Annotated in this window: 27 protein-coding genes and 1 pseudogene; 12 read left to right on the top strand and 16 right to left on the bottom strand. The window is 60.8% G+C overall.

All coding sequences use genetic code 11. The features are described from left to right. Positions 1 to 161: 161 nt before the first annotated feature. Both AC3WRR_RS13065 and AC3WRR_RS13060 read left to right on the top strand, forming a co-directional pair. Positions 162 to 593, top strand: a pseudogene (locus AC3WRR_RS13065) (SOS response-associated peptidase family protein); the annotation flags it as partial. A gap of 63 nt (positions 594 to 656) precedes the next feature. Next, positions 657 to 1,109: a zinc-finger-containing protein gene (locus AC3WRR_RS13060; RefSeq protein WP_058697662.1), complete on the top strand. Its 453-nt coding sequence runs from the start codon at positions 657 to 659 to the stop codon at positions 1,107 to 1,109. A 20-nt stretch (positions 1,110 to 1,129) separates the two neighbouring features. Here AC3WRR_RS13060 and AC3WRR_RS13055 read toward each other — a convergent pair whose 3' ends face one another. The 5 genes from AC3WRR_RS13055 to AC3WRR_RS13035 all read right to left on the bottom strand — a co-directional run bounded on the left by AC3WRR_RS13055 (position 1,130) and on the right by AC3WRR_RS13035 (position 7,654). After that, a complete protein-coding gene (locus tag AC3WRR_RS13055; protein ID WP_058697663.1) occupies positions 1,130 to 4,279 on the bottom strand; it encodes an error-prone DNA polymerase in 3,150 nt (1,049 codons plus the stop codon). A 5-nt stretch (positions 4,280 to 4,284) separates the two neighbouring features. After that, positions 4,285 to 5,748: a Y-family DNA polymerase gene (locus tag AC3WRR_RS13050; protein WP_058697664.1), complete on the bottom strand. Its 1,464-nt coding sequence runs from the start codon at positions 5,746 to 5,748 to the stop codon at positions 4,285 to 4,287. After that, positions 5,675 to 6,379, bottom strand: coding sequence for a translesion DNA synthesis-associated protein ImuA (gene imuA / locus AC3WRR_RS13045; RefSeq protein WP_058697665.1), 705 nt, complete (start codon positions 6,377 to 6,379; stop codon positions 5,675 to 5,677). Before imuA ends, AC3WRR_RS13050 begins: the two co-directional genes overlap by 74 nt. A gap of 242 nt (positions 6,380 to 6,621) precedes the next feature. Next, the gene (locus tag AC3WRR_RS13040; RefSeq protein ID WP_058697666.1) at positions 6,622 to 7,401 is read right to left on the bottom strand and encodes a DUF3800 domain-containing protein; all 780 of its coding nucleotides are present in this window, start codon (positions 7,399 to 7,401) and stop codon (positions 6,622 to 6,624) included. 103 nt (positions 7,402 to 7,504) lie between these two features. Further along, positions 7,505 to 7,654, bottom strand: a complete 150-nt coding sequence (locus AC3WRR_RS13035; protein ID WP_158577658.1) for a hypothetical protein — start codon at positions 7,652 to 7,654, stop codon at positions 7,505 to 7,507. Between the two features lie 728 nt (positions 7,655 to 8,382). Here AC3WRR_RS13035 and AC3WRR_RS13030 point away from each other — a divergent pair. From AC3WRR_RS13030 to AC3WRR_RS13020, 3 genes are all read left to right on the top strand, one after another. Next, complete coding sequence (locus tag AC3WRR_RS13030; protein WP_058698951.1) at positions 8,383 to 9,912, top strand: IS3 family transposase; 1,530 nt, start codon at positions 8,383 to 8,385, stop codon at positions 9,910 to 9,912. Positions 9,913 to 10,025: 113 nt separating this feature from the next. Continuing rightward, on the top strand, positions 10,026 to 11,426 hold the full coding sequence (locus AC3WRR_RS13025) for an ISNCY family transposase (protein WP_058698950.1): 1,401 nt from the start codon (positions 10,026 to 10,028) through the stop codon (positions 11,424 to 11,426). 212 nt (positions 11,427 to 11,638) lie between these two features. Then, on the top strand, positions 11,639 to 13,168 hold the full coding sequence (locus tag AC3WRR_RS13020; protein WP_058698951.1) for an IS3 family transposase: 1,530 nt from the start codon (positions 11,639 to 11,641) through the stop codon (positions 13,166 to 13,168). Positions 13,169 to 13,520: 352 nt separating this feature from the next. Here the strand turns inward: AC3WRR_RS13020 and AC3WRR_RS13015 are convergent, their stop codons facing one another. The 3 genes from AC3WRR_RS13015 to AC3WRR_RS13005 all read right to left on the bottom strand — a co-directional run bounded on the left by AC3WRR_RS13015 (position 13,521) and on the right by AC3WRR_RS13005 (position 15,305). Further along, a complete protein-coding gene (locus tag AC3WRR_RS13015) occupies positions 13,521 to 13,850 on the bottom strand; it encodes a type II toxin-antitoxin system HicB family antitoxin (RefSeq protein ID WP_058698124.1) in 330 nt (109 codons plus the stop codon). After that, complete coding sequence (locus tag AC3WRR_RS13010) at positions 13,840 to 14,013, bottom strand: toxin HicA (RefSeq protein ID WP_233528055.1); 174 nt, start codon at positions 14,011 to 14,013, stop codon at positions 13,840 to 13,842. Before AC3WRR_RS13010 ends, AC3WRR_RS13015 begins: the two co-directional genes overlap by 11 nt. 305 nt (positions 14,014 to 14,318) lie before the next feature. Then, complete coding sequence (locus tag AC3WRR_RS13005; protein ID WP_233528056.1) at positions 14,319 to 15,305, bottom strand: DNA-binding protein; 987 nt, start codon at positions 15,303 to 15,305, stop codon at positions 14,319 to 14,321. Between the two features lie 287 nt (positions 15,306 to 15,592). On the opposite strand from AC3WRR_RS13005, the gene AC3WRR_RS13000 reads away from it, so the two are divergent. Next, positions 15,593 to 16,360: a DUF6884 domain-containing protein gene (locus AC3WRR_RS13000; RefSeq protein ID WP_233528057.1), complete on the top strand. Its 768-nt coding sequence runs from the start codon at positions 15,593 to 15,595 to the stop codon at positions 16,358 to 16,360. After that, positions 16,357 to 16,689: a hypothetical protein gene (locus tag AC3WRR_RS12995; protein WP_233528058.1), complete on the top strand. Its 333-nt coding sequence runs from the start codon at positions 16,357 to 16,359 to the stop codon at positions 16,687 to 16,689. Before AC3WRR_RS13000 ends, AC3WRR_RS12995 begins: the two co-directional genes overlap by 4 nt. A gap of 84 nt (positions 16,690 to 16,773) precedes the next feature. Here AC3WRR_RS12995 and AC3WRR_RS12990 read toward each other — a convergent pair whose 3' ends face one another. The 3 genes from AC3WRR_RS12990 to AC3WRR_RS12980 all read right to left on the bottom strand — a co-directional run bounded on the left by AC3WRR_RS12990 (position 16,774) and on the right by AC3WRR_RS12980 (position 17,669). Beyond that, complete coding sequence (locus tag AC3WRR_RS12990) at positions 16,774 to 16,995, bottom strand: DUF2188 domain-containing protein (protein ID WP_081050298.1); 222 nt, start codon at positions 16,993 to 16,995, stop codon at positions 16,774 to 16,776. Between the two features lie 66 nt (positions 16,996 to 17,061). Then, positions 17,062 to 17,352, bottom strand: coding sequence for a DUF2188 domain-containing protein (locus AC3WRR_RS12985; RefSeq protein ID WP_081050317.1), 291 nt, complete (start codon positions 17,350 to 17,352; stop codon positions 17,062 to 17,064). 86 nt (positions 17,353 to 17,438) lie between these two features. Continuing rightward, a complete protein-coding gene (locus AC3WRR_RS12980) occupies positions 17,439 to 17,669 on the bottom strand; it encodes an XRE family transcriptional regulator (RefSeq protein WP_233528059.1) in 231 nt (76 codons plus the stop codon). Between the two features lie 576 nt (positions 17,670 to 18,245). On the opposite strand from AC3WRR_RS12980, the gene AC3WRR_RS12975 reads away from it, so the two are divergent. The 5 genes from AC3WRR_RS12975 (at position 18,246) to AC3WRR_RS12955 (ending at position 22,052) form a co-directional block, all read left to right on the top strand. Further along, positions 18,246 to 19,208, top strand: a complete 963-nt coding sequence (locus tag AC3WRR_RS12975; protein ID WP_070940836.1) for a tyrosine-type recombinase/integrase — start codon at positions 18,246 to 18,248, stop codon at positions 19,206 to 19,208. 8 nt (positions 19,209 to 19,216) lie between these two features. Beyond that, positions 19,217 to 19,468, top strand: a complete 252-nt coding sequence (locus AC3WRR_RS12970) for a hypothetical protein (protein WP_058698128.1) — start codon at positions 19,217 to 19,219, stop codon at positions 19,466 to 19,468. A gap of 131 nt (positions 19,469 to 19,599) precedes the next feature. After that, positions 19,600 to 20,031 carry an HU family DNA-binding protein gene (locus tag AC3WRR_RS12965; RefSeq protein WP_058698129.1) on the top strand — a complete coding sequence of 144 codons (432 nt, stop codon included), beginning with the start codon at positions 19,600 to 19,602 and terminating at the stop codon, positions 20,029 to 20,031. 844 nt (positions 20,032 to 20,875) lie between these two features. After that, the gene (locus AC3WRR_RS12960) at positions 20,876 to 21,481 is read left to right on the top strand and encodes a hypothetical protein (protein WP_201025223.1); all 606 of its coding nucleotides are present in this window, start codon (positions 20,876 to 20,878) and stop codon (positions 21,479 to 21,481) included. 16 nt (positions 21,482 to 21,497) lie between these two features. Further along, entirely contained in the window at positions 21,498 to 22,052 is a 555-nt protein-coding gene (locus AC3WRR_RS12955; protein WP_143010729.1) for a DUF6283 family protein, read from the top strand. 640 nt (positions 22,053 to 22,692) lie between these two features. Here the strand turns inward: AC3WRR_RS12955 and AC3WRR_RS12950 are convergent. Genes AC3WRR_RS12950 through AC3WRR_RS12930 form a run of 5 tightly spaced genes read right to left on the bottom strand, consistent with a single transcriptional unit; the run spans position 22,693 to position 24,385 of the window. Continuing rightward, complete coding sequence (locus AC3WRR_RS12950) at positions 22,693 to 22,971, bottom strand: hypothetical protein (RefSeq protein WP_058698133.1); 279 nt, start codon at positions 22,969 to 22,971, stop codon at positions 22,693 to 22,695. 15 nt (positions 22,972 to 22,986) lie between these two features. Next, positions 22,987 to 23,457, bottom strand: coding sequence for a hypothetical protein (locus AC3WRR_RS12945; protein ID WP_081050300.1), 471 nt, complete (start codon positions 23,455 to 23,457; stop codon positions 22,987 to 22,989). A 13-nt stretch (positions 23,458 to 23,470) separates the two neighbouring features. Continuing rightward, the gene (locus tag AC3WRR_RS12940; protein ID WP_058698135.1) at positions 23,471 to 23,650 is read right to left on the bottom strand and encodes a hypothetical protein; all 180 of its coding nucleotides are present in this window, start codon (positions 23,648 to 23,650) and stop codon (positions 23,471 to 23,473) included. A 14-nt stretch (positions 23,651 to 23,664) separates the two neighbouring features. Continuing rightward, positions 23,665 to 24,102 (bottom strand): DUF29 domain-containing protein, encoded by a 438-nt coding sequence (locus AC3WRR_RS12935; protein WP_058698136.1) that lies wholly within the window; start codon positions 24,100 to 24,102, stop codon positions 23,665 to 23,667. A gap of 49 nt (positions 24,103 to 24,151) precedes the next feature. Further along, positions 24,152 to 24,385: a hypothetical protein gene (locus AC3WRR_RS12930; RefSeq protein ID WP_058698137.1), complete on the bottom strand. Its 234-nt coding sequence runs from the start codon at positions 24,383 to 24,385 to the stop codon at positions 24,152 to 24,154. Between the last annotated feature and the right edge of the window lie 60 nt (positions 24,386 to 24,445).

The following is a 24,445-nucleotide window of genomic DNA, read 5'->3' as shown; positions in this document are numbered from 1 at the left end:
AGCAACTGCACGAAGGACCACGACCGCCTCCAGTCTTCGCCAGCGCGCGAGAGTGAAGTTATCCACAACCCTCCGACCCATTTTTCCCTCCCCCGCGCCCCCACCGGCTACTCGTCTTGGAAAGACTAGTAAAATTCCTAACAGATACAAGGTTCCAGAACAACGCCAGACGCGACAATTTGAAGAAGGCATGGCGACAGCTATACGGCTATCGACACGGCATCATGATCGTCAATGCTTTCTACGAAAATGTCGCACGGCATCGGATGGAGCAGCGAGAGCTGGCACCTGGCGAGCAGCAAGAGAGCGTGGTTTTGGAGTTCAGGCCCGAGCCGCAGCAGGACATGTTGGTGGCGTGTCTATGGTCGATCAGCAAAGGAGGAGAGGGCGAGGCCGATCTCTATTCCTTCGCTGCCATTACCGACGAGCCGCCCGCTGAGGTGTCGGCCGCAGGGCATGATCGTTGTATCGTGCCAGTCAAGCCCGAGCATGTGGAAGCCTGGTTGAATCCCGACGCGAAGAACTTGGCCGCGCTCGATGCAATCCTGGACGACCGGAACCAGCCCTACTACGAGCACCGGTTGGCAGCGTAGGGAACGAAGAATCCCGATTCCATGTCGTAGAATCGCTCACCTCCTGGCAACTCAGGGTCATTGATGCGTGTTGGCCGACCGATACCTGCTCCTCCTCAGCCCCTCTGCGATTACTGCGGCGGGAAGGCGGTTCTTGCCCGCGTGGGAGAAGAGGCATACCCGTATTTGGAGGACCACGGGCCTGTGTGGATCTGCTCCCCGTGCCAGGCGTGGATCGGCGTGCGTGCGCGAAGCAAGCAACACACCCCGCTTGGAAGATTGGCCGACGCGGCATTGCGCGAAAAGAAGAGCCGACTGCACGATGCCCTCGATCCGTTGGTCACTGCGAAGATGCGGCGCGACGGTGTCAATGCCTTTGAGGCGAGGGGCAAGGCAATGAAGTGGCTGATTGCATCGCTCCGCATTCCAGTCGACAGTCCCAGCATCCATGCCCTTTCGCTTGAGCAGTGCGAACAGGCCATCCAATGCATCGCCGAGTTCCAGGCCTCACGTGGGCGAGAGCCTTCGGGTTCCTGATGAGGGCAACGAGGATACTGTTAGCAGAAATTCCTGCTCGCGGTGTCCAGGGATCCAAGCATGGGCGACAAGTCGACAAAGCGTTGCGCGATCAGGTGCCGCACCTCGCCTTCGCATTGCCACTGGCCATAGACACCGAGTAGGGAGGCCGTCAATACCTCGCGTCGGTACTTCTCCATCACGGACGGCCAGACGATGACGCTGACGGTACCGGTCTCGTCCTCCAATGACAAGAAGACCACGCCATTCGCCGTGCTCGGCCGCTGCCGTACGGTCACGATTCCGCAGCCACGGGCAATCTGCCGCGTCGCGTAGGTGGCAAGCACGTCGGCGGGCACAAAGCGCAATGCAGCAAGCTTGTGGCGGAGCAGGGCAAGCGGGTGGCGGTTCAGCGTGAGGCCGAGCGAGCGATAGTCGCTGACGATCTCCTCGCCTTCCGTTGGCTGTGAGAGTTCGGGCATTGGCTCGTCCAGATCCGCGGGCCGCAGCAGATCCTTGTCAGGTACCGCTGCAGCCGCCTGCCACATCGCCTGGCGTCGACTACCCGTAAGGCCAATCAACGCATTGCCAGCGGCCAGTACATTGACATCGTGCCGGTCTAGCGACGCTCTGCGAGCAAGAACCTTGACGGAGGCGAAGGGCCGGAGTGCGCGTGCCGTTTCGATGCGTTCGGCCGCTTCGCGGCGCATGCCCCTCAGCTGCGAGAGGCCCAGGCGTACAGCCAGCACCGAGCCTTCATGACTTTCCAGGCTGGCGTCCCAGCCACTCACTGTCACATCAACAGGAAGAACCGTGACGCCATGGCGCTTGGCGTCCTGCACCAGCTGGGATGGCGTGTAGAAGCCCATCGGCTGGCTATTCAGCATGGCGCAGAGGAAGGCGTCAGGCTCGTGGCACTTGAGCCACGCACTCGCGTAGACGAGAAGTGCGAAGCTTGCTGCATGGCTTTCCGGAAAGCCGTACTCGCCGAAGCCCTGGATCTGCCGGAAGATGCTCTCCGCGAACTCCAGATCGTAGCCGCGCTCGAGCATGCCCGTCACGATGCGTTCGTGGTATCGCTCCAACCCACCTTTTCGCTTCCAGGCGGCCATGGCGCGACGCAGTTGATCCGCTTCCCCAGCTGAGAAGCCTGCCGCCAGCATGGCTACCTGCATCACCTGTTCCTGAAAGATCGGTACACCCAGCGTGCGGGACAGGGCTTGCTCCATCTCCGGGCTCGGATAGCTGACCGGCTCCAAGCCCTGCCGGCGACGCAGGTAGGGATGCACCATGCCACCCTGAACCGGGCCCGGCCGAACGATCGCCACTTCGATGACGAGGTCATAGAAGGTGCGCGGCTTCAAGCGGGGCAGCATCGACATCTGGGCGCGCGACTCAATCTGGAACACGCCCACCGTATCCGCCCGCGAAATCATCTCGTAGGTCTTCGGATCTTCCGCTGGAATGTCCTGCAGCTCAAAGGCTTCTCCGCGTTGTTGCGTCACCAGATCCAGGGCTCGCCGGATCGCAGACAGCATGCCGAGCGCGAGGACATCAACCTTGAGCAACCCCAAGGCGTCAAGGTCGTCCTTGTCCCACTGGATCACGCTGCGATCGGCCATGGCCGCGTTCTCGATTGGCACCAGCCTGGAAAGCTTGCCACGCGCGAGCACAAAACCTCCTGTGTGCTGGGAGAGATGCCGCGGGAAGCCAAGCAGCGACACGGCCATGTGTGCCCAGCGTTGGGACAATGCCGCTTCCGTATCCACGCCGCTTTCGCCAAAACGCTTAAGGAGATCCGCTTTGCTGTCGAACCAATGGTGAGATTTCGCGACCAGGTCGACGATCGCGGGATCCACACCTAATGCCTTGCCTGTGTCGCGCAGCGCGCTGCGAGGCCGGTAGGTGGTCACCGCGGCAGCCAGTGCCGCGCGGTCCCTCCCGTACTTGCGATACAGGTACTGGATCACCTCCTCGCGGCGCTGATGCTCGAAGTCGACGTCGATATCGGGCGGCTCGGCGCGCTCTTTTGAAATGAACCGCTCGAACAGCAGGTTGCCGCGTGCCGGGTCAACTTCGGTAATGCCGAGACAGTAGCAGACGGCGGAATTGGCTGCGGACCCGCGACCCTGGCAGAGAATGCCGTTGGAGCGGGCGAACCGCACGATGTCGTAGACCGTCAGGAAATAGGGTTCATACGACATGTCGCGGATCAGTGCGAATTCATGTTCGAGTTGCTGCTGGACGGCAAGGGGGATGCCGTCCGGATAGCGACGGTGCGCGCCGACATAGGCTTCGCCCCGCAGATAGTCGGACGGCGTGACGCCATCCGGCACCACTTCTTCGGGATACTCGTAACGGAGCTCGTCCAGCGAAAATTGACACAGGTTTGCAATGTGGACCGACTCCGTCAGGTAGCGGTGCGGGTAAATGTTGGCGAGTCGCAAGCGGGAGCGCAGGTGCTGCTCGGCGTTAGGCAGGAGGTCATACCCACATTCGGGAACCGGGCGATGCACACGGATGGCAGTCAGCACGTCATGCATCGGCTTGCGCGAGCGTACGTGCATGGTGACGTTGCCAGTGGCGACGATGCGCAGGTGATGTCGCGCCGCGGCCGCTTCGACCGTGCCGCGGTGGATATCGTCCATCGGCTTGTAGAGCAGGCTCAATCCCATCCACGCCCTGCCAGCAAAAGTCGCGCTCACCCATGCCGATTGCGCCTCCAGCTTCTCGGCCGCCACGCCATAGTCCGGCGTGAACACGATCAAGCAATCTGGCAGCCCCTTCAGATGCTCGGACGGCGCTTCGGGCGCGGCCAAGTCGCGTGGGGTCAGCACATAGGAACCCTTGGCGGCGCGCATGCGCGCGAGCGTGATCAGTTCGCACAAGTTGCCATAACCTTCGCGGTTACGGGCAAGCGCAAGGAATGAGAGCGCGGGAGAGCCGTCGGCGTTCTGCAGCCGGAACCAGGCGCCAATTACAAGGCGAAGGCCGGCATTCCTGGCCTCTGTGTGGGCACGAACGATGCCCGCTAGCGAGCACTCGTCCGTGATGGCGAGCGCGTGGTAGCCCAACTGAGCGGCGCGCTCAGCGAGCTCTTCCGGCCGTGAGGCGCCGGCGAGGAAGGAGAAGTTGGAGCGGCAGTGCAGTTCCGCGTAGGCGGGCAGACCTGCCTTGGCGTTGATGTCCATGGTTTTCAGCCGAAGAGGCCATGCAGATACCACCGAGCCTCATCGCCTTCTCGGCTGCCCATGCGTTCCTGAAAGATCCAGTAGCAGGTGTGGTCCTTCGCCTCCGCAACGAAATAGTCGCGTGTCACCAGCTGGCCGCCCCACCAGCCCGACTCGATGCGCTCAGGCGGTGAGACGATACGCAGTGGCGATCCGTAGAAGGGACGGTGGTCGCGTTCAATCAGCGGCACCGGCTTGCCGAGCAGCCAAACAGGACGTGGCAGGCCTGCGGGCAACGTTGCGCTGGGCGGCTTGTCAGTGGCAGACTGCCAGCTGTTGGCGACTTCCGGGCGGTAGTCTGCACGCAAGCACGGTTGGCGGACATTGTCAGCGCCGAGGCGTGCCACCAGCAACTCAAGCAGGCGTGCATGGTCCGCCGGCGTGCCGCCCGGTTCTGGAAACAATGAATCGCTGGGGGGTGCCACCGGCTCGGTCTCGATGGCAGACACCGCGACGGCAATCATCGGCGCCTCGACAGTCAGCCGCGTCAGACGCTCTTTGAGCAGGCGAACCAAATGCTCTTCATGCCAGTTGGGCTCGGCCAGCGCAATCTCAATCTTCGTTGGTGCGATGGCAGCGGGGCCGCGCTCGTGGCGCAGTTCGACCGCAAACCGCTTGATGGCCAGGTGCCGGGCGGTTAGCCAGCCGACCATCTGTACCAGCAAGCCGCGAGTGTAGGCAAGGGCGGACTCAGCGTTGTCCATCCTATCCGGAAGATCCACCGCGGCGTCAAACGATGGGGGAGCTTCGACCCATTCGAAGACTTCAGGTGCTTCCCCATGGGCGCGATCCAACGCCTCAAGGATGGCGGCGCCGCATCGGCGCTGCAGGCCTGCGCGCGGCAGCCGGCGCAGGTCTCCTAGCGTCCGACAGCCGAGTCCGTCCAGCCACTCATCAAACGGCCGCGCCGCCGGCAGGATCGCAACGGGGATGCCGACCAGCGCTCGCACCAATGTGGGCATACTTAATGCCGTTCCGCCACCAGAGCGCGCAAGTAGCCAAGCGCCTTCGGCGGTTGGTGCGCATCCCGCGACAGGACTGAACCCCATTGCCCTGACGGCCGCCAGCATCCGTTGCCGCAGCTTGCGGACGCCGCCGAATAGTCGCAGCGTGGTGCTGATGTCGACAAGCACCGCCGCCTCCTCGGACGCAGCGACATTGGGCGAGAACTGCAGCATCGCCATCATGACACGCTCGAGCGCCGCCAGTTCTGCGCAACCATCGCGGTCAAAGAGAATGGTCTGCGGTGCGATCGTCTGTACGCCACCGCGGCGCATTGCCGGCTTCACGCCGGCCGCAATGGCCAGCGGCGACGCCATATGCACGCGCTCCCTGTCCAGGACAGCAACCGCTAGCTCAGTGGACCAGTTCGGTCGGAATACTTCGAGGGGCAGGGACGACAGGCGCAGGCAGATCCACAGGCGCAGCATGGCGATACAACAGAATGGGGGAGGGCTGCAGCGCTATGTGGAGCGGCGATTCCTGCTGCGGGCCTCGACGCTTAACGAACTGCACACGAATTCCGTCCGATGCGGGCTCCAATGTCAGGCGCAGCGGCGCCGGCGAGGCATCGCGTGCACAGGCCGTCGGACGAACCACGAAGAAAAGGACATCGGAGGCTTGGGCGGCAAGATGCAGACGCCGAAGCGCATCGTTACGCAGGTGCGACTGCCAAAAGACGAGCGCTCCGCAGGTCCCGGCGCGCAAGATCTGCTCCGCGGCCCACAGGGCGTCAGCGGTGTGCCGGGTTTCGATCCAGAGAGTCTGCGCGGACGGGACGCCCCAGTTGGCGAGCGCCAACGCTTGAGGCGCGTGCGGCGGTGCCAGAAGCGCGACAGGGCGGTTCGAGCGCGCGACGAGAGCAGGGCGTAGCAAGCGCAACTCGCCGATACCCGGCTGGCGCTGCAGCAACTCCGTCAGGCAACCGATCGGCCAGCCGCCGCCCGGAAGCTCCTTGTCGAGCGACGGATACCCGGTTGGAACGGTGCGTGCGTTGCCCCGAGCAAGCTGCGAGGCAAGCCAAAGTGACGGATGAATGGATTCTGGGGCGACGGTTAGCATGGCGAGCTCCTGCCCCCAGTGTACTGTATATTTATACAGTATTCACCTGCATTATCCGTCACATGAGCGGTTCCATCGCGCGATCGCTGCCACCAGCGGCCAACCAGCCCTGTTGCGAAAATCGCATCAGGGCTCGTATAATTTGGGTGTTGCAGGCAAGCGCGGAGCTTGTAGAGGTCGTCGAAAGACGGCAGCCCGTTTTGGGTGGGATCCTCGAATCCGGGGCCTGCAACCGTCTTTTCTCAGTCGTCGCGCACCGCGGCGATCACACGCCGACGCTCCCCATCTTCTGCGTCGCCGCACCAAAACTTCAAGCCGTAGCCGTCCACCTGTCCATTGCGCCGATACAGGTTGCGTGCGAGCATGCGCAGGTATCGGTCTTCCGTCTCCCCATACTGATTTCTGTGGACTGCGTAGAACGCGCTCGTCGCCACGGCGTCGGCGACCTGCAGGCCTGCCAACTGGTCGTGATTCACTGCGCGCACGCCATCAAGGTCGAGGCTGTCCCAATGGATGCGGCAGTCTTCCCGGCCCTGCAGTCGCACAAGGTAATGATGGAGGTCGGCATAGGACATCGCCGATCGGTTCGAGAAAATCAGTTCGGCCTTACCATCACCCTCACCAGGGCGCGCGGTATCCCTGCACAGCCAGCTCACGCGTTCCAGCAAAAGGCGGATCGTGTAGCGGTATAAGGAAAACGCCTCCTGCTGAAAAACCTCCGGGTCGGCGATTGAGGGCTTGTGGACCAGCACATGCACGTGCCGCAGTGGCGCCTCCCCAATCATGCGCGCCAGAGGCACCCGGTGCTCATGCCGCAGGTTGCGAAAATGCAGGGGCGATTTAGCAGGCTTCCTCAGTAGCTCCCTAGCGTTCTTGACGAGTTGCACCATTGCTAGGTCGTTCACAGTGCGAACTACCGTGGCGGACTGGACGAACCACCTCGAACTACCTTGCTCGTTGGGAAGGAACACAAATCCTTCGTCGCCCGACTCGTCGATATAGACGCGAAAGCTGGAGGTCATGCGTGATGCGTTGGTTATATGAGGGTGCCATTATGAGGCACACCAAAGGGCCGGGCTTCAAAATGATCTCGCTATGGACGCTACTTGGCCGGACGGACGTGCCCTATCCGTTGTCGGAAATGGCGGCAGGCGTCTGTAGTGGGCGCCCCGTCACGCCGATCACGATCTGCAACGCGCTGCTGGCGATCAGGGCGAACCGACACTTGTCGATGTCGAAGTCCTTGGTGTCCACGCTGAACAAGGGGTCGGCCATCGGCCTTGTGTGGGCTCATAAATCTGGAAGAATGCGTGGCAGGAGTTTTACTGGCTTGCCCTTCTGGGACTTCTCGAGGGGCGACCAATCTTCTGTTCCTGGGCTGCCACTTCTTATGGCAGAAACGTTCCCCTTCGGACCAGAAAGTCTTTGCAACGGTAGTTGAACGATTGAGCAGTTCCTCCAGCCGCAGCCCTTCCACCACGGTGGTATGGTCTTCGCTGCAGCAGCTCATGGCACAACCTCGCACGGCCTTGCCCTCGATGCAGCCACTCCTCCAGGCGAGTGCCTGGTCGGAGGTCGCGGCGACCGGCGTCGAAGTCGGCGCGCCAGGCTCGTGCGTTTAGAGTGACAGCCAGCGGCTAGAGGCCTTTTGTCGCGGCCTCACGATGAACTTGCGGCCGGCGCTGTCACAATCGCTAACTAATTTGATAGCTTACTTCACGACCTCGAAGCTACGAGCCTCTCTCTGATATAAATGCTAATAATTTCAGTAAGTTAGAAGAAGCGCTTCTATTTGCTGGTCATTTGATAGCGCGTACCGCAGGCCTCCATTTATGGAAAGAAGCCAGGAAGAGGTCCACGCTGCGCTGTTATGTGCGTGCTGTGCCCGGTCGCACTGAATGATTTAACATAAATCTTTTTATGCGAACTACTGGTGTAGCGGCAAAGTTGTAATGTCCGGTTCGGGGGTGCGGATGAATTCTTGGACTACTTGGAGGTAGTTCATGTATTCGTACGAGGATCGCATCAGGGCGGTCAAGCTGTATTTAAAGTATGGAGGAAAGACGGCAACGGTCGTTCGTGAGCTGGGCTATCCGTCGGGTAAGAACCTGAAGCGGTGGGTCAACCTTTACCAGGCACTGGGGGACCTGCCCGAGCACCGCCGTCCAAGGCATCGATACACGCTGGAGCAAAAAAGCGTGGCGGTGGATCACTACTTCGGTCATGGCTGCTCTCTAGTTGGTACCCGCAGAGCCCTCGGGTATCCCAGCACCGAAATGCTGGCCCGCTGGATTGAGGAGCTGCGCCCTGGCTCGCGTCGCATGGTCACGAGCACAAACACCAGTGCGCCGTTTGCGTCCGAGCAGAGACGTCAGGCAGTCACTGACCTTTGCGCCCGCCGGGGCTCAGCGGAGGAAGTAGCGAAAAAGGTTGGAGTAAGCCGACCGATGCTGTACAAGTGGAAAGATCAACTGCTCGGAGACGAGGCATATCGATCTATGCGCAAACGTAAATTGGCCTCGCCTGAAGACGAGCATGCAGCGTTGCTGGAAAGAATCGCGCAGCTCGAACAGCAGGTACGCCAGCTGCAACTTGAGCGCGACATCCTGGCGCAGGCGGGCGATCTAATAAAAAAAGACCAAGGCATCAACTCCCTGACCCTGACAAACAGGGAGAAGACACAGGTGGTTGATGCCTTGAAAGCTACGTATCCGTTGCCTGAGCTTCTTCGCGTCGTCGGGCTTGCGCGCAGTAGCTACTTCTATCACAAGACAGGCTTGAGGCTGCGCGATAAGTACGGCGATGTACGTAAGGCCATGGTCGAGATCTTTGACAGCAACCATCGCTGCTATGGGTACCGTCGTATCCACGCGATGCTGCGTCAGCGAGATATTCGGATCTCCGAAAAGGTCGTGCGCAAATTGATGGCGGAGGAGCAGCTTACTGTCCGTCGGCCTCGTCGTCGGTACAGTTCCTACAGCGGGGAGATTGGCGCTGCCCCCGAGAACCTGATTGCTAGGGATTTCCATTCGCAGGCGCCAAATCAAAAATGGCTGACAGACATCACCGAATTCCAGCTTCCAGCTGGCAAGGTGTATCTATCGCCCATGATCGATTGCTTTGACGGCAAGGTTGTAAGTTGGTCTATCGGCACGAGGCCTGACGCACAATTGGTCAATAGCATGCTCGACGGCGCCATCACCACGCTCACCGATGGCGACAGCCCCGTAGTACACAGTGATAGGGGCTCGCACTATCGTTGGCCGGGATGGCTGCAGCGCATCAAGGCGGCTGGTCTCATCCGTTCCATGTCGCGAAAGGGCTGCTCACCTGACAACGCAGCCTGCGAAGGCTTCTTCGGTCGCCTGAAAAATGAGATGTACTACTGTCGCAACTGGGCTGGCACGACGGTAGAAGGATTCATGCACGAGCTAAACTCTTACATCCAGTGGTACAACGAGCGGCGCATCAAATTGTCGCTGCGCGGCATGAGTCCGGTCGAATACCGGCGCCACCTTGGAATCGCAACTTAACTCAGTCCAAGAATTCATCCGCACCCCCTTCTAGCAAAGTTGAAATGTCCGCCTGAGGCGCCTGTCCATGGTATTCAGCCTGCCCGGTTGAATGCAATGGAGGATGTCCGGGGATGGCGGGAACCGAGGTCATTACAGTAAGCATGCGTGAGTTAGACAGGCTCAAGATCGTCCAGGCGGTCGTGGATGGTCAGTTGCGGCCCGGGGTGGCTGCCGAACGGTTGGAGATCACGGACCGGCAATTCCGGCGGCTGCTGGAGCGCTATAGGCAAGAAGGCGCATCCGGGCTGGTTTCTCGCCGGCGCGGTCGACCCAGCAACAATCGCATGCCAGCGGACCGCGAATCCGTGGCCCTCGGCCTGATTCGGGAACACTACGCCGACTTCGGCCCGACCCTGGCGGCCGAGAAGCTGCGAGAGCGTCATGGGCTAACGTTGTCCAAAGAAACGATCCGCCGACTGATGACGGTGGCCGGCCTGTGGGTGCCGCGCAAACAGCGGCCGCCGAAGGTCTACCAGCCTCGTAACCGGCGCGCCTGCTATGGCGAACTGATCCAGATCGACGGCAGCGATCACCGCTGGTTTGAGGAGCGCGCCCCAGCCTGCACCCTGCTGGTTTACGTCGACGACGCCACCAGCCAGATCATGGAACTACGCTTTACTCATTCGGAATCCACGTTCACATACTTTGCGGCGACGCGGGCCTATCTGGAGCGCCACGGCAAGCCGGTGGCGTTCTACAGCGACAAGGCCAGCGTTTTTCGGGTCAACAAGAAAGGGGCAACCAGTGGCGACGGCCACACCCAGTTTGCGCGGGCCTTGTTCGAGCTGAACATCGAAGGTATCTGCGCCAACAGCAGCCAGGCAAAAGGCCGTGTCGAGCGGACTCACCTGACCTTGCAGGACCGGTTGGTCAAGGAGTTGCGCCTGCGTGGGATCAACACGATGGAGGCAGCCAATGCCTTCATGGCGGAATTCATCGCCGACTATAACGCGCGCTTTGCCAAGGCGCCGCGCAATGACCACAACGCCCATCGGCCGCTGCGACCCGACGAGAACCTGGATCTCATCTTCGCGTGGCGCGAGCCGCGCTGTGTGTCCAAGAGCCTGACGATTCAGTACGACAAGATGCTCTACCTGCTGGCGGATACGCCAGAGCATCGGAAACTGGCCGGTCGCTATATCGATGTCTATCACTATCCGGACGGCAGAATCGAGCCACGCGCAAATGGCGCCGCCCTGCCCTACACGATTTACGATCGGCTCTCGGAAGTGGATCAAGGCGCGATCGTTGATAACAAGCGCCTGGGGCACGTATTGCAATTAGCGCAATACGTTCAGGAGAAGCGCGACAACACGCGGTCACTCTCTGTGCCTGGCACGGAGGGGGCTCCCCGCAAGCGTGGACGACCGCCCGGCAAGAAGTCGCAGCGCTCGCTGGGCCAGAACGATATGTTGGAAGCGCTGCAACGGTTGCAGCAGCAGCCGTGGCCGCTGAACGGAACGGAGAATTGATTTCAGCTTGACACCTGGAAATTCAAATCCGCCCTGCTGGCATGACGGCCTCACCCTGATCACAACTCTGCCGCTTCAGGCCAGCACCACCGCCCTACGGGAACCCCAAAAAAGACAGAACAAACAAGCTGGACAGACACCGGACAACCGGACATTTTAACTTTGCCGGGACGGGGGTGCGGATGAATTCTTGGACTACTTGGAGGTAGTTCATGTATTCGTACGAGGATCGCATCAGGGCGGTCAAGCTGTATTTAAAGTATGGAGGAAAGACGGCAACGGTCGTTCGTGAGCTGGGCTATCCGTCGGGTAAGAACCTGAAGCGGTGGGTCAACCTTTACCAGGCACTGGGGGACCTGCCCGAGCACCGCCGTCCAAGGCATCGATACACGCTGGAGCAAAAAAGCGTGGCGGTGGATCACTACTTCGGTCATGGCTGCTCTCTAGTTGGTACCCGCAGAGCCCTCGGGTATCCCAGCACCGAAATGCTGGCCCGCTGGATTGAGGAGCTGCGCCCTGGCTCGCGTCGCATGGTCACGAGCACAAACACCAGTGCGCCGTTTGCGTCCGAGCAGAGACGTCAGGCAGTCACTGACCTTTGCGCCCGCCGGGGCTCAGCGGAGGAAGTAGCGAAAAAGGTTGGAGTAAGCCGACCGATGCTGTACAAGTGGAAAGATCAACTGCTCGGAGACGAGGCATATCGATCTATGCGCAAACGTAAATTGGCCTCGCCTGAAGACGAGCATGCAGCGTTGCTGGAAAGAATCGCGCAGCTCGAACAGCAGGTACGCCAGCTGCAACTTGAGCGCGACATCCTGGCGCAGGCGGGCGATCTAATAAAAAAAGACCAAGGCATCAACTCCCTGACCCTGACAAACAGGGAGAAGACACAGGTGGTTGATGCCTTGAAAGCTACGTATCCGTTGCCTGAGCTTCTTCGCGTCGTCGGGCTTGCGCGCAGTAGCTACTTCTATCACAAGACAGGCTTGAGGCTGCGCGATAAGTACGGCGATGTACGTAAGGCCATGGTCGAGATCTTTGACAGCAACCATCGCTGCTATGGGTACCGTCGTATCCACGCGATGCTGCGTCAGCGAGATATTCGGATCTCCGAAAAGGTCGTGCGCAAATTGATGGCGGAGGAGCAGCTTACTGTCCGTCGGCCTCGTCGTCGGTACAGTTCCTACAGCGGGGAGATTGGCGCTGCCCCCGAGAACCTGATTGCTAGGGATTTCCATTCGCAGGCGCCAAATCAAAAATGGCTGACAGACATCACCGAATTCCAGCTTCCAGCTGGCAAGGTGTATCTATCGCCCATGATCGATTGCTTTGACGGCAAGGTTGTAAGTTGGTCTATCGGCACGAGGCCTGACGCACAATTGGTCAATAGCATGCTCGACGGCGCCATCACCACGCTCACCGATGGCGACAGCCCCGTAGTACACAGTGATAGGGGCTCGCACTATCGTTGGCCGGGATGGCTGCAGCGCATCAAGGCGGCTGGTCTCATCCGTTCCATGTCGCGAAAGGGCTGCTCACCTGACAACGCAGCCTGCGAAGGCTTCTTCGGTCGCCTGAAAAATGAGATGTACTACTGTCGCAACTGGGCTGGCACGACGGTAGAAGGATTCATGCACGAGCTAAACTCTTACATCCAGTGGTACAACGAGCGGCGCATCAAATTGTCGCTGCGCGGCATGAGTCCGGTCGAATACCGGCGCCACCTTGGAATCGCAACTTAACTCAGTCCAAGAATTCATCCGCACCCCCGACCCGGACATTTCAACTTAGCTTTGACAACTGGTATGTTTTGAAGTGTTGCGCTGTGGCGGCGGTCGGCCACAGTAGTTCAAGGCTTTCCAGGCGATTCTGCGCAACAGATGCGGCGACTACCATCGCGCAACAGCGGGCCATTGGCTTTTTCCTCTGCAAGCCGTCTTTTGACCTTGAAAACCGCTGCATCGGCTCTTGCCAAGGGTCACGCAACACCATCCCGACCCACCAAGAATGCGTCATATGCCGTATAAATCACTTATGGCAGGATGTAGCATGGCGCCCAGGCCGCTTTCGCCGGGATAATTTGACTGGCATTACCTATGCCAGAACAGCCAGGCGAGCGCTGACGAGCCGGTTAAGGCTGACGCCTTGCTCCGCCGCCTGCGTCGCCAAGGAACGATGCAACTCCGGCGGGATGCGAAGCGATAGGACGCCGCTATATTGCTTGTCCGCCAGCGGAACGGGGACTTCTTCGCCGCCGGACTTCATGTCGGCAACGGCTTCCGCCACGACCTGCCGGATACCGGCCAAGGCGTCTTCAGGCGTGGAGGCGAGCCAAGACAATGACGGGAACTCTGCGCATAGCCCGACGTGCTCCTGGTCCTCGGTCGACCAGGTTACTCGGTACGTATAGTGGTCAGTTGGCATTTTTTCCCTCGTGCAGCTTCTCAATCGCCTTCAGCACTTGGTTGGCTTTCCCCTTGTCATTCTGAATGTTCACACGTGGGTCGCCCGGCCAAGGTGTTTTAAACACTGCATGGCTAGTGCCCGATTGCCTGGCGGTACCGAAATATTCTTCGCACACCTTCATGAGGTTCGAAAACCGCACATTGGCTGGCAGGCTCCTGGCGCATCTGCGCCAAGATCTTACGGGTGTCTGTCATGACAGCGTGGTATCAATAGTGCAACCATTTGAAAATCAAAGTGCGCGAACGGCTCAGAACGCCTTACCCGGCAAAACCCAGTCGAGCCGTGCGCGCCGGCCGCGCGGGGCGGTTGAAAGGCGGGTGTTTAACACCGAAGCGAGAACCGCTTGCCTCAAGTGCAGAGGCTCACGCAGCGCCCGGCTCTGCTATACGACCACCCAAGGACCCGAGCTGGAGATGCCGATCGCCGTTAGCGCCGCCGACGGGGTCGCGCCGGCGGTTTGCTTTCGTCGGCCCCCGTTGCGTTCGCGCTCGCTTCGTCCGGTTGCTGACTCCCAACGGCGGACGTCTCCGCGCCCTTGGCCTCCAAGTGAGCACGCAACGCTCTCAGCTCGGCCTGTGCCTCAGCGGCCAGGCTGACCGCTTCGATTAGCTTGTCCCGCGTGGACTGATGCGCGGCGTGCACCTCTGTCAGTTCCTGGCGTGCTTGCCCTTCCCGCGTCTCGGCGCTACTCAAGCGCGCTTCAGCGCGTTGGCGAGCCGCCTCTTCTGCCGCGCGCTGGGCTTCGGCAACGGCCGCGGCCTTCTCGGCCGCGGCGCGCAAAGCCTGCTCGCTCCCCCATTGACCCCGTACCGCGACCACTTCGTCCTCCAGGCGAGACACTGCTTCCAGGCGCAGTTCCGCTTGTGCCAGCGCGCGCCGTACGCGTGCCAACTCCTCCTGTTGGCGTGCCGCCCCTTGCTGCAGACGCTCAATTTCGTCGGCCTGCTCGTTCGCCCTGCCCGCGACGGTATCGCGATCGGTCGTCACTTCCAAGAGCTGCTGCGCCAGGTCGTCTCGCTCCTTTTCAAGCGCTTCGCCGTTCGCTGCCATCGCGGCGAGCTCATTCATCGCCTGCGCCAGGGCGGCCTCCGCTTCGGCGGCCGCTTCCTCGGCGACTTTGGACAACTCGGCGCCCAGCGCGGCAAGGAGGCGTGAATTCGGTTCGCTGAGCTTGCGTGGTGGCCGCTTCTGCTGCTGTTCCTGCCAGGTCGACCAGTACCGATGAATCGTGTTCATGCTGCCGCTGCCCAACCGCTCGCGCACCGCGGTCAGCGTTGGCTTTAGCTGTTGGGCGACCAGCGCCTCGGCAACCGCGGCCACTTGCTCGTAGGTGATGCCCGGACGTGCCATTTCGTATTGCTCGTGCTCCGTTGATATCGTATTGAAAATAATACGATACGATACGAAAAACAAGTACGAAACGACGGTGAAGGGGGAAACGGGTGCATGGCCCCGGCAGACGCCGCCGAGCCGCTCGGCCGCCGAACAGGCTGGGTGGAAAGGCCGCGAGCGGCCAAGGGTCTACCTCGAGACTGGTAGGCGCCCCGTCGCAAGGGGCCGCAACGACCCGAGGTACTCGATTTCCGGCGGAATGGATGCGGAATCGAAAGCGCGAAATCTAGCGCCAACCGTTCGGGCGTCGCTCCTTGACTTCGCGTTGGTGCCGATAGAGTGAAAGCATCCCTTCGACAACGATGCCAATGCTCTCCCACCAAACGCAGCTCCCCCTGTTCCCGACCTCGTCGGGCCGCGTCCATCCCGCCAGCGCGTCGGCGCTACTGCTACTTGCCTGTTCCGGCACGAAGCTCGACCGGCAGGCGCGTGCCATTGACCTCTACCAAGGCGTGATGTACGACTCCTATCGGGCGCACCTGCGACGGGAGGCTAGACCGAATGTCCTGATCCTCTCCGCACGTCACGGCTTCCTGGATCCGCACGCGGTGATCGATCCCTACGACCAGCGCATGACCGCGCAGCGTGCCGACGCGATGTTGGCCGATCTGCCGGCATTCGCGGGATCGGCGAACTGGCCAGCCCAGGTCGGCAAGGTGTTGCTGGCCGGCGGCAAGGAGTACCGCCGTGTCATGCGCGCCGCGCTCGCTCGCCAATACAACACCACGCTGCCGGCCTTTCAGGAAACGACCGGCGGCATCGGCATGCAACGCTCACAACTCGGCGCGTTTCTCGACGGTCTTGCGCCGAGGTTCAACGAGCCGATGGGCCATCACCCCAATGGCACGCCGCTCTACCGGCGCTACGGCTGGATCGAAGCCGGTGCCGTGACTGGCCTGATCTACCGGGCGGCCCCTTACCTGCCCGCCGTCAAGGCCCGTGTGCTTGCCTTGTTCCAAGGCCCATCCGGACCGACCGCCGACGCGGAGGTCGAGGAAATCATCCGCGGTCGCACCAGCATTGGCCCTCGCTGGGTCGGCGTGGCGGATCTTCACCCGCTGCAGGAGGCCGCGTGAGCGAATTCGAAAAAGCGCTGCACCAGGAGGCGAAGGCGCTCAGCGAGAATCTCGATGGCACAGCTGGCCAGCTATTGGCCCTCACGCACGCCGGCTACAAGGCGTGGGCCAAGGAAGGCAATCTGCATTTCCCGGAGCCAAAGCGCTACGCCCTGCTCCACGAGATCCTGCGCTACTGCGCCTACGGGAGTTTGCTCGAGTGCAATCCGACGCAATGGGATAGCCTGCGGGAGATTGCCGAGATGCTGGATGGGCGGTACCCACGTTATGCGTGCACGCGAGCGCGTCTGCGTGCGCGCCGCAACCGCTATGGCAGACCGTGCGTCTAACGTGCCAACGGTGCGTGCCCTGCCACAGCTGCCAGCGATATCCGCCTCGTCCGAGGCGGGCGATAGCCGCCATGTCGGACTGCCCTATCCAACCACGTCCGCCGGATTGACGCTCTCCGCGCGCAGTCGTACGCTGCCAGCTAGCGGCTGGATGTGAAGCTCGATATTCTCTCGACGAGCTCTGGCCCAGCCGGCACAAATCGCGGCTTCTAGCGTGGGGAACAACTGACGCGGCTCCGGTGTGCCGTCTATTTGTAGCGCCCACTGATGTTCGGCCGGCACGACGCTAATACTGTTTGCAGGCATCAGAAGCTCCAAAGATCGCCGCAGGCCATGCCGCGACGCCAGATGCCACCCCGTGGGGGAAGCGTATCACCCCTTGATCGAGCGTGGATCGTTGCCGAAAGAGTTGCGCTCGCGGAGCTGACCGTCCCGACCATGGATCAGCAGTTCGACCTTGTCTTGGTTGGCCTTTTCTGTCCCGGCGGCAATGGCCTCTTCCTCGCTAGGGAAGTGTGACCGCCGTCCGTGCCCTCGAATGCGACCGCCCCAACGAGCGCTTCTTCGCCGATTTTCCCCGCACGCATGGGCGGCCGCCCACGCCGCAGCCGGGGAAAAGCCGCCCACAGGATCGGCACTGAATCGGATGGCCCAGCAAGGCATAAGGCGCGTCAGCATGCCAAGCGAATGGCATTTCCGTACCGGTCGAAGACCGCACCCGGGCATGACGCCCGTCCTGATCGGCGTCTCTAGCCTTCCAGCCAGGCATGCTGATCCCTGGCCGCATCGCCGATCTTGGCCGCATGAGCCGCTGCCTGTTCGAGCCAAGGCGCATGCGCCTTGGGTACGACCAGCATCGTCAAACCCAGGCCGTCCAGCACACGCAGGGCGTGCTCGAGATTGACGCCCTTGCCGTTCTCCAGCTTGGACAGCATGCCGATCGAGACAGCGCAATGCCTTGCCGCCTGGTCAATCGGCATCCCCTCCCCTGCCCGCGTGGCTCGAATGCGCTCGCCCAGTTGGTGAATGGCGCGAATTGTCGCGCGCGAAGGCGGCGTCGGATCAGGTAGTGGTCGCGGCATGGAGGCCCGTCCCGTGAAGAAGAGAGGTCAGCGTGGAAGCTGCTCGTCACGATTGTTTCATGAACGTGAAATTATACTCCACAACGCTGTGGCGGCCCTCTATGCCGAAGGAAACTGGCCAGCCCCGCCCGACAAACTCGTGGCGTTAGCCCATGCAGGTCTGAAGGTGTGGGCGAAGGTCGGCAATCTCCAGTTTCCGCCCGAATAGCGGTATGCGCTGTTACAGGAAATCATGCGCTACTGCGCCTGGGAATGCCTGCTCGCGTGCTGCTTCACGCAGGAGCTCCGCTTGGAGCGGATCGCGGACATGCTGGATGCCACCTATCCACGCTATGCCTGCACCCGCGCAAAACTTGCCGCGCGCCGCAACTGCTATGGCAGGCCGCGGTTCCGAACCCTCTCTTGGAAGCAATACACGCCGCGAAGCGGCGGCACGAGTGGGAGATGAGATAATTTCAGTATATAACAGCGGGTATGGCGCAAATGGACTCCCTCTGGCTCAGCAACCCGACCCAGGCTTATCGCGACTGGCAGGCGCGTGAGGCGGCCGGCGCAGATCGCCGCCCCTTCTCAGCACGCTCGATCGTCCAACATCAGGCAATGTTCGAGCATTTCCGCCGACACGTGATGACCAGGGGCTCGACCATCGCCTCATTTGGCACCGCCGATGTCGACGCGTTCTGGCAGACGACCGACGGCCGGTCGTACTCCCAGGCTACCCGCATGCGGTATGTGAAGCTGCTGGACCGCCTGTGCCGGCATCTGGTCTTCGCCGGCGTGCGGCAGGACAACCCAGCGGCCGCACTTCTCTTTGCTGAGCGCTGGCCAGACGAAGAACCCACACCCCTGTTCCTTGATGAGGCTGAGGATGCGCGGCTACAGGCCTATCTGCTATCGCCTGCCGAGGATCTGGCCGGCTTGCGCAGCCGCGCGATCGTCGCGACATTCCTCGCAACGGGTATTACAGCGGGGGAAGCGCGAGCAGCGCGTTTGAGGGATCTGATTCCGGATGCGAGCCCGCCCTATCTTTTTGTGTCGGCGCACGGCGCACGGGACGCGCACACGGTTCACCTCGCCGACTTCGCGATACCTGTATTGCGGACTTGGTGCGCGCGCCGCTCGATCCTCCCCGTCGAGGGCGACCTACTATTCACGCTCACCCCCGATGGTCGACCGATCACCGACATGAGCTTCGGTCGGATCGTGGCCACAGCACTTGCCGCAATGGGGTTCTCCGGTGCAGAGCCAAGCCCCCGCACGTTGCGCAATACCTTCTGCCGGCGCCATCTCCTGGCAGGCAGCTCACGTGATGAGGTCAGCCGCATGTTGGGGCTGGCCAGCCATCGCACTTGTGACCGAATTGCTGCGACACTGCCGGCAGCGGACGAGCCAATGCACCAAGATAGCTCGCCTGACGCGCCAGCAAAGGCCAAATAAGGAAGATCATGGATATTCCACTGGACACTGTGAAGGTCATTTACCGCCGTGCGATCGACCCAAGGGCGAGCGACGGTGAGGGTGCGGCCTGGTGGGCCGCCGTCGCGGAGGAAGTCATTGCCGTCGTCCGTGCCGAGGACACCGTGGCCGCTGCCAGCGTTATCGCATGGTGGCACCACGACTGGCATGCAGTGGGCGACTCCGCGAGAGCGGCAGCTGCACGCATCCGGCGCGCTTCCCGCGCGCTCAGGATCGGCTGATCGAGCAACCCTTGGCGCGCACACGATATCGGGCCCTCCCTCTTGCATACGCGCCTGCTTTTGCTATTCTTCGCCGGTGCGCCACCCTAAATCGCTTACAGGCGCGCATTTTTTTCTAACCAGACACGACTATGGCCACGAAAGCGAAACCCGTAGCAAAGACTGCAACGAAGACCGCAGCAAAGAAAGCTGCTCCGGCAAAGAAGGCCGCTCCGGCCAAGAAGGCTGCCGCAGCCGCCCCGGTCGCCAAGCCTCTGAAGGACACGTTCAACAAGTCGAGCCTACTCGCCCACCTGGTCACCCAGACCGAGCTGGACAAGAAGACCGTTCAGACTGTGCTGTCCCACCTCGAAAACACCATGGTGAGCGCGATCCATAAGAAGGGCGCCGGCGAATTCACCCTGCCGGGTCTGTTCAAAGTGGCGGCCATCCAGGTGCCGGCCACAAAGAAGCGGTTCGGCAAGAACCCGTTCACCGGCCAGGAACAATGGTTTGCGGCCAAGCCGGCCAGCGTCAAGGTCAAGGTGCGTCCGCTGAAGAAGCTGAAGGACGCCGCAGCGTAATCGCGACGATTCCCGCGAACAAAAAAGCCCCGACTCGCGATTTCGGGGCTTTTTTGCATTGGATCCCTACTTAGAAGGGCGAGGGCTGCGGCGTAGCAACTTGCCGCCATGCCAGCCCCGGTTGCCGGCAGGTCCTCGAAAAGCACCTCCGCAAGCGCAACGCATCGATGTCGTACTCAAGGGTTAGCCCGAGGCGATCCTTGTATGAAGTGCGCCGGGCGATTTCATCGCGCCCCATCCCCTTCAGGCATCCATACTGCGTGTAGACGTGATCAGACAACGCAAAGCACTCAGTCAGATTTCGCCATTCCTTCCACACGGGTAGGGCAAAATTTCGGAGGTGCCATCGAAGTCTCGTCGTCGCCATCCGAAAGAGATGGTCGATGACTTCGCGCTCCGTTAGCTTAGCTTGCATCTCGCTCATGCCTGTGCGGTCGTCACGGGGAAGCCAAAGCTCAAACGTCGGGTCGCCCATCACGGTAGCGATCCCGCGATGTGTTCCATGGCCTTTTCTATGCAGTCAGTCCCGGCACGCGGCAAGGGAAGGATCATCCGGCGCGACACCGTTCGTGACGGCCATTGCACGATAGCGCCTGATTTAACGTGTGCCAACGCCAATCGGTCGCATATCCCGGCGCGTTCGCGTAAGCGTCGTCGGTCGACCACAGTCGCTCGCAACGTCGTGCGTTGCCTGGCAGCGGACCTATATTGACCCGCTACACGGTGTTTGAACTGTCGGAAATGCGGCCACTCGAACGGCTAAAAGCGGTTCGCTTGACAGGGGATTCTACCGGCTACAATACGGTCCAGGTAAGCAAATTCGGCGGGGGGAAGAGAATCACTTATGCGGACAAGCTTGTCACCGGACTATCAAATTGACGCCCCGGAAACGCGTGACAGGGTGATGCATTTCCTCAATGGAATCGGGGTTCCTGCCCGATACGAAGACGGCGCAACCGGCTTCTCCGAAGGATGCTGCATCGCGCAGGGTGCGCTACATGTAGATCCTGCGTGCCGGATTTCGACAATTCTGCACGAAGCGGGGCATCTGGCCATTACACCACGGCGCTTCCGATCACTTATGAACGGAAACCTCTATGCAGGTCATCGCGAAATGCTGAAGGTCGTCGATGAGGCAGGTGTGTATCCGGACGATCCCCTCTATCGTGCAGTCATTCAATGCTCGGATCCAGAAGCCACTGCATGGGCTTGGGCAGCGGGTACCGAATTGGGGCTGCCCGGCGAAGAGATTGTTCGAGACGACGAGTACGGTGGTGATGGTGAGGCAATCCGGCTGGCGCTGCAGATGCGCGCCTACATTGGAGTACACGGACTCGCTCACGCCGGCTTTTGCGCGATTCGCGAGCGTAACGGTGTCGCTGCCTGGCCGCGCCTGCATTTCTGGACGCAAGAAGTTGGATTTCCGGAGTACGTCCCAGCTGGAGAGTAAGGGCAAGAGTTGAACTATGAAAACACCAGGCAAACCTTGTGCATCGTGTCCCTGGCGTCGCGCTGCGGGTGCGGGAGACATTCCAAACTTCGATCTCGAGCTGGCCGAAAAGCTGGCTGATACATGCCCTGACCACCGGGGCATGGGGCCGGACTTTGGAGCCAGTATCTTTGCGTGTCATCAATCCCGGCAAGGAGAGGAGTTCGCGTGCGCTGGATGGCTGGCGAAAGTCGGACACCGCCATCCCGCGGTGCGCCTGGCAGTGGTCTCCGGTCGGCTTGATCCAGCAGCACTAGAGCCTGGCGAGGACTGGCCGGAACTGCATGACAACTATCGGGAAGTGCTGGACAAGCTGCGTGCGACGTCGAATTTTGAAGACGAGGCCAAAGGAGATGAGTCGGCAGTCAAGATCGGGGGATCCAACGCCAGCGTTATTCAGCATTGCCGCCCCGTGGGATCGCCTCACTCTTCAACGGGGCAAGCAGCACGCGCGATTGACGGCACGCCTACACGAATGACGATCCAAAGTCGGAAAGTTGTGGCTTCTACAAAATCTTTGGAGAGTCAGTAGCCGTCTCAATACCCAGCGCTAACTGGTGTTGGTGTGCTCAAACGAGCGCTTACGATAGTCTCGCCGTCAACCTGAACTGGTGTTTGCCGTGAGCCGCTCGTCGCGCTTGCCCCTTTTCCTGTCAACCGCGCTGCTTCAGGACAGCCGCGCGATACCGGGAGCGCAGTAGCAGATCCGGCACCGGCGCGAGGACCTCCGCCATGAATTGAAGCTCGACGCAGGAATCGGCACCGTGTTCCCGTACCGCCCGATCAAATGCGGCCTGCGCCGCTTCCAATTGCGTCTTGACGCGGCACACGCTCAGGCGGCGGCAGCTCTGGCTCCTCGAACATCATGAGCCTCAACTGCTGTGCATGCGCGACCCAACCTCCAACAGATGCCAATGGAAGGTCGTAAGGAAGGCATCCACGCGATCAATCTCATTGCTTGGTCCCCGTCTCATCGACGACTACAACCGTGGTGGCCCACAGAAAACGACTTTGTAGTGTTTGCCCCCCTTGTGGAGCAATACGGGCTTACCGTCTTCGACTCCAGTCCTAGATGTCGCTTTCGCTTCTAACTCATCCCCCACATCCAATCCATCGCTCGCACCCATTGCTCTTATCCGTTTCGCGGTACATCGGCTTCGATCGCAGCATCGTCATCGCAAGCGCTCTTCGTTCCACTCTAGAGCCTCTAGTGCTTCCTCCCCTGCCAGCGATGGACTGAGCGTGACTTCTGCTTGCCACATATCGCCGCTGTCCCGGATGAAAATGAAACCGGAGTCGGACAGCATCTGCGCCGCAGCTGATACCTTCTTGCGCTTCAGTTCCTGCGTTTCCACGCACTCTTCGAGTAGCCGCCGCGCATGTGGCCCCATGGCGCGCAATCGCATCGCCGCCGCGTGCGCATCGGCTTCGGTCTCGTAGTGCAGGAGCATCGCTCTTTTCCTATGTTAGAGCGGCAGACCGGCGACCGAGTACAGCCGAACCGCCGAACGTGGGATGCCAAAGCGCTCAATGGAATCCTCAGTCTGGAGTGGCAGTACCATCAGCCGGTGCATGAAAGCGCCCCCGCTGGGATCGACGTGTGCAAACAGCCTCTCCACAAGTTCCCGGTTCTGCAGCGGCTCATCCACGACCACAATATCAGCACCGTTAAAATCGAACATCGGGTAGTGACCTACCGTAGCACCCCGCACCTTGCCTTCGAAATCGACCTCAACCTTCTCACTCATCAGTAGCGTCTGGCTGTCGGCATACGCAACTCGCAAGCCATCTTGTGCACGTGTTTCTTCCGTCCACTGCTTCAACGACAAGGTCTTTCCCGTTCGGCACCGACCAACGATTCCAAGAACCTTCACTGTTCCAAGACAGTCGCTCACAAGAGCTGCCACTATCGCCGGTGTCAGGATGACGTTGTTCAATTTCTTTTCCGTCTCAAACGTTATCGTTGGTCACGAAGTCCAAGAAGAACTCGAACCACAACCCTTCCTGGCCATCCGGCAGGCTCAGCGGATACTGATCCGGCTTCTCAACCACGCGCGCGCGGTAAGCCTGCTCGAATCGCTCCACATCGCTGCGCAGCTCGGCGATGAAAGCATCGAGGGTCTGTGCCATGCTTTGCTTTTCCGTTATTCAGGGTGGAAATCTTGCGAGAGCACGTCATCAACAGCCCAAGGCAACGCTTCCGGGAAGACATCGAGATCCAGGCCGGTCTCATTGCTCGCGATGCTGCGGGCCTTTGACCATACGATGTCGAGCCACGCAGCATCGCTGAACTTACCCCGCAAGCTTGGGGCTTCATTCAGCACGTAGGCAACTTCCTTGCGCTGTGTGCGAATGTTGAACTGCCAACTCTTGCTGCGGCGGGAAGGCTGAAACTGCCACTTCAGCAGGTGCGCCAGCAGCACGGACATGCGGCTTGCCAATTCGCGTTGTTCGCTCTTGCCCACGTCCTCGATCTCGTCTGCAATGTGCCGAACGTCGATGGCCGACAGCTTGCCCCCACGCAGCAGTGCGGCCTGCTCGCCTGCCCAGGCCACCACATCCTTCTCATAGGCCGTACCCATGACGGCTCCATCAAATGTGGCTTAATGCCAGGTGCACACGTGCACCACGTCAAGCGCGCTCGCTTGGCTTCCCGATCGTCTTCCTGGCGTGATTGATGACCGCATCCGGGCAATTACGCCGCCGCGTACTGTCCGGTGCTGCCAGATATGATTTCCAAGTGGACAGGGAAATCGGAAAGGCTTGCCCCTTGTTGACCAACGCCAGCGCTTCCACCTGGGTGATGCCGGCTTGCACGATCAGCGCACGCAGCTCCGCGCCGTTATCCTCTTTGACTTCGTTCATAACTTCGCGCTTAGGTGCACTTGTGCACCAAGAATAGCACACGGCTCTCCCATGCCGCCT

Source organism: Cupriavidus sp. FW305-3-2-15-C-LB2, assembly GCF_058787575.1.
This window is presented reverse-complemented; position numbering and strand designations above follow the sequence as displayed.

What these genes read in the sequence shown, in the direction of transcription:
- AC3WRR_RS12950 (WP_058698133.1), bottom strand. Translation starts at nt 22,971, where the DNA reads ATGCTCCTGCACTACGAGACCGAAGCCGATGCGCACGCGGCGGCGATG.
- AC3WRR_RS13010 (WP_233528055.1), bottom strand. Translation starts at nt 14,013, where the DNA reads ATGAAGGTGTGCGAAGAATATTTCGGTACCGCCAGGCAATCGGGCACT.
- AC3WRR_RS12975 (WP_070940836.1), top strand. Translation starts at nt 18,246, where the DNA reads ATGGCGCAAATGGACTCCCTCTGGCTCAGCAACCCGACCCAGGCTTAT.
- AC3WRR_RS13050 (WP_058697664.1), bottom strand. Translation starts at nt 5,748, where the DNA reads ATGCTGCGCCTGTGGATCTGCCTGCGCCTGTCGTCCCTGCCCCTCGAA.
- AC3WRR_RS13030 (WP_058698951.1), top strand. Translation starts at nt 8,383, where the DNA reads ATGTATTCGTACGAGGATCGCATCAGGGCGGTCAAGCTGTATTTAAAG.
- AC3WRR_RS13000 (WP_233528057.1), top strand. Translation starts at nt 15,593, where the DNA reads ATGCTCTCCCACCAAACGCAGCTCCCCCTGTTCCCGACCTCGTCGGGC.
- AC3WRR_RS12940 (WP_058698135.1), bottom strand. Translation starts at nt 23,650, where the DNA reads ATGGCACAGACCCTCGATGCTTTCATCGCCGAGCTGCGCAGCGATGTG.
- AC3WRR_RS12980 (WP_233528059.1), bottom strand. Translation starts at nt 17,669, where the DNA reads ATGCCGATTGACCAGGCGGCAAGGCATTGCGCTGTCTCGATCGGCATG.
- AC3WRR_RS13015 (WP_058698124.1), bottom strand. Translation starts at nt 13,850, where the DNA reads ATGCCAACTGACCACTATACGTACCGAGTAACCTGGTCGACCGAGGAC.
- AC3WRR_RS12960 (WP_201025223.1), top strand. Translation starts at nt 20,876, where the DNA reads ATGCGGACAAGCTTGTCACCGGACTATCAAATTGACGCCCCGGAAACG.
- AC3WRR_RS12970 (WP_058698128.1), top strand. Translation starts at nt 19,217, where the DNA reads ATGGATATTCCACTGGACACTGTGAAGGTCATTTACCGCCGTGCGATC.
- AC3WRR_RS13040 (WP_058697666.1), bottom strand. Translation starts at nt 7,401, where the DNA reads ATGACCTCCAGCTTTCGCGTCTATATCGACGAGTCGGGCGACGAAGGA.
- AC3WRR_RS13035 (WP_158577658.1), bottom strand. Translation starts at nt 7,654, where the DNA reads ATGGCCGACCCCTTGTTCAGCGTGGACACCAAGGACTTCGACATCGAC.
- AC3WRR_RS12935 (WP_058698136.1), bottom strand. Translation starts at nt 24,102, where the DNA reads ATGGGTACGGCCTATGAGAAGGATGTGGTGGCCTGGGCAGGCGAGCAG.
- AC3WRR_RS13025 (WP_058698950.1), top strand. Translation starts at nt 10,026, where the DNA reads ATGGCGGGAACCGAGGTCATTACAGTAAGCATGCGTGAGTTAGACAGG.
- AC3WRR_RS12930 (WP_058698137.1), bottom strand. Translation starts at nt 24,385, where the DNA reads ATGAACGAAGTCAAAGAGGATAACGGCGCGGAGCTGCGTGCGCTGATC.
- AC3WRR_RS12965 (WP_058698129.1), top strand. Translation starts at nt 19,600, where the DNA reads ATGGCCACGAAAGCGAAACCCGTAGCAAAGACTGCAACGAAGACCGCA.
- AC3WRR_RS13060 (WP_058697662.1), top strand. Translation starts at nt 657, where the DNA reads ATGCGTGTTGGCCGACCGATACCTGCTCCTCCTCAGCCCCTCTGCGAT.
- AC3WRR_RS12955 (WP_143010729.1), top strand. Translation starts at nt 21,498, where the DNA reads ATGAAAACACCAGGCAAACCTTGTGCATCGTGTCCCTGGCGTCGCGCT.
- AC3WRR_RS12985 (WP_081050317.1), bottom strand. Translation starts at nt 17,352, where the DNA reads ATGCCTTGCTGGGCCATCCGATTCAGTGCCGATCCTGTGGGCGGCTTT.
- AC3WRR_RS12990 (WP_081050298.1), bottom strand. Translation starts at nt 16,995, where the DNA reads ATGCCTGCAAACAGTATTAGCGTCGTGCCGGCCGAACATCAGTGGGCG.
- AC3WRR_RS13020 (WP_058698951.1), top strand. Translation starts at nt 11,639, where the DNA reads ATGTATTCGTACGAGGATCGCATCAGGGCGGTCAAGCTGTATTTAAAG.
- imuA (WP_058697665.1), bottom strand. Translation starts at nt 6,379, where the DNA reads ATGCTAACCGTCGCCCCAGAATCCATTCATCCGTCACTTTGGCTTGCC.
- AC3WRR_RS13055 (WP_058697663.1), bottom strand. Translation starts at nt 4,279, where the DNA reads ATGGACATCAACGCCAAGGCAGGTCTGCCCGCCTACGCGGAACTGCAC.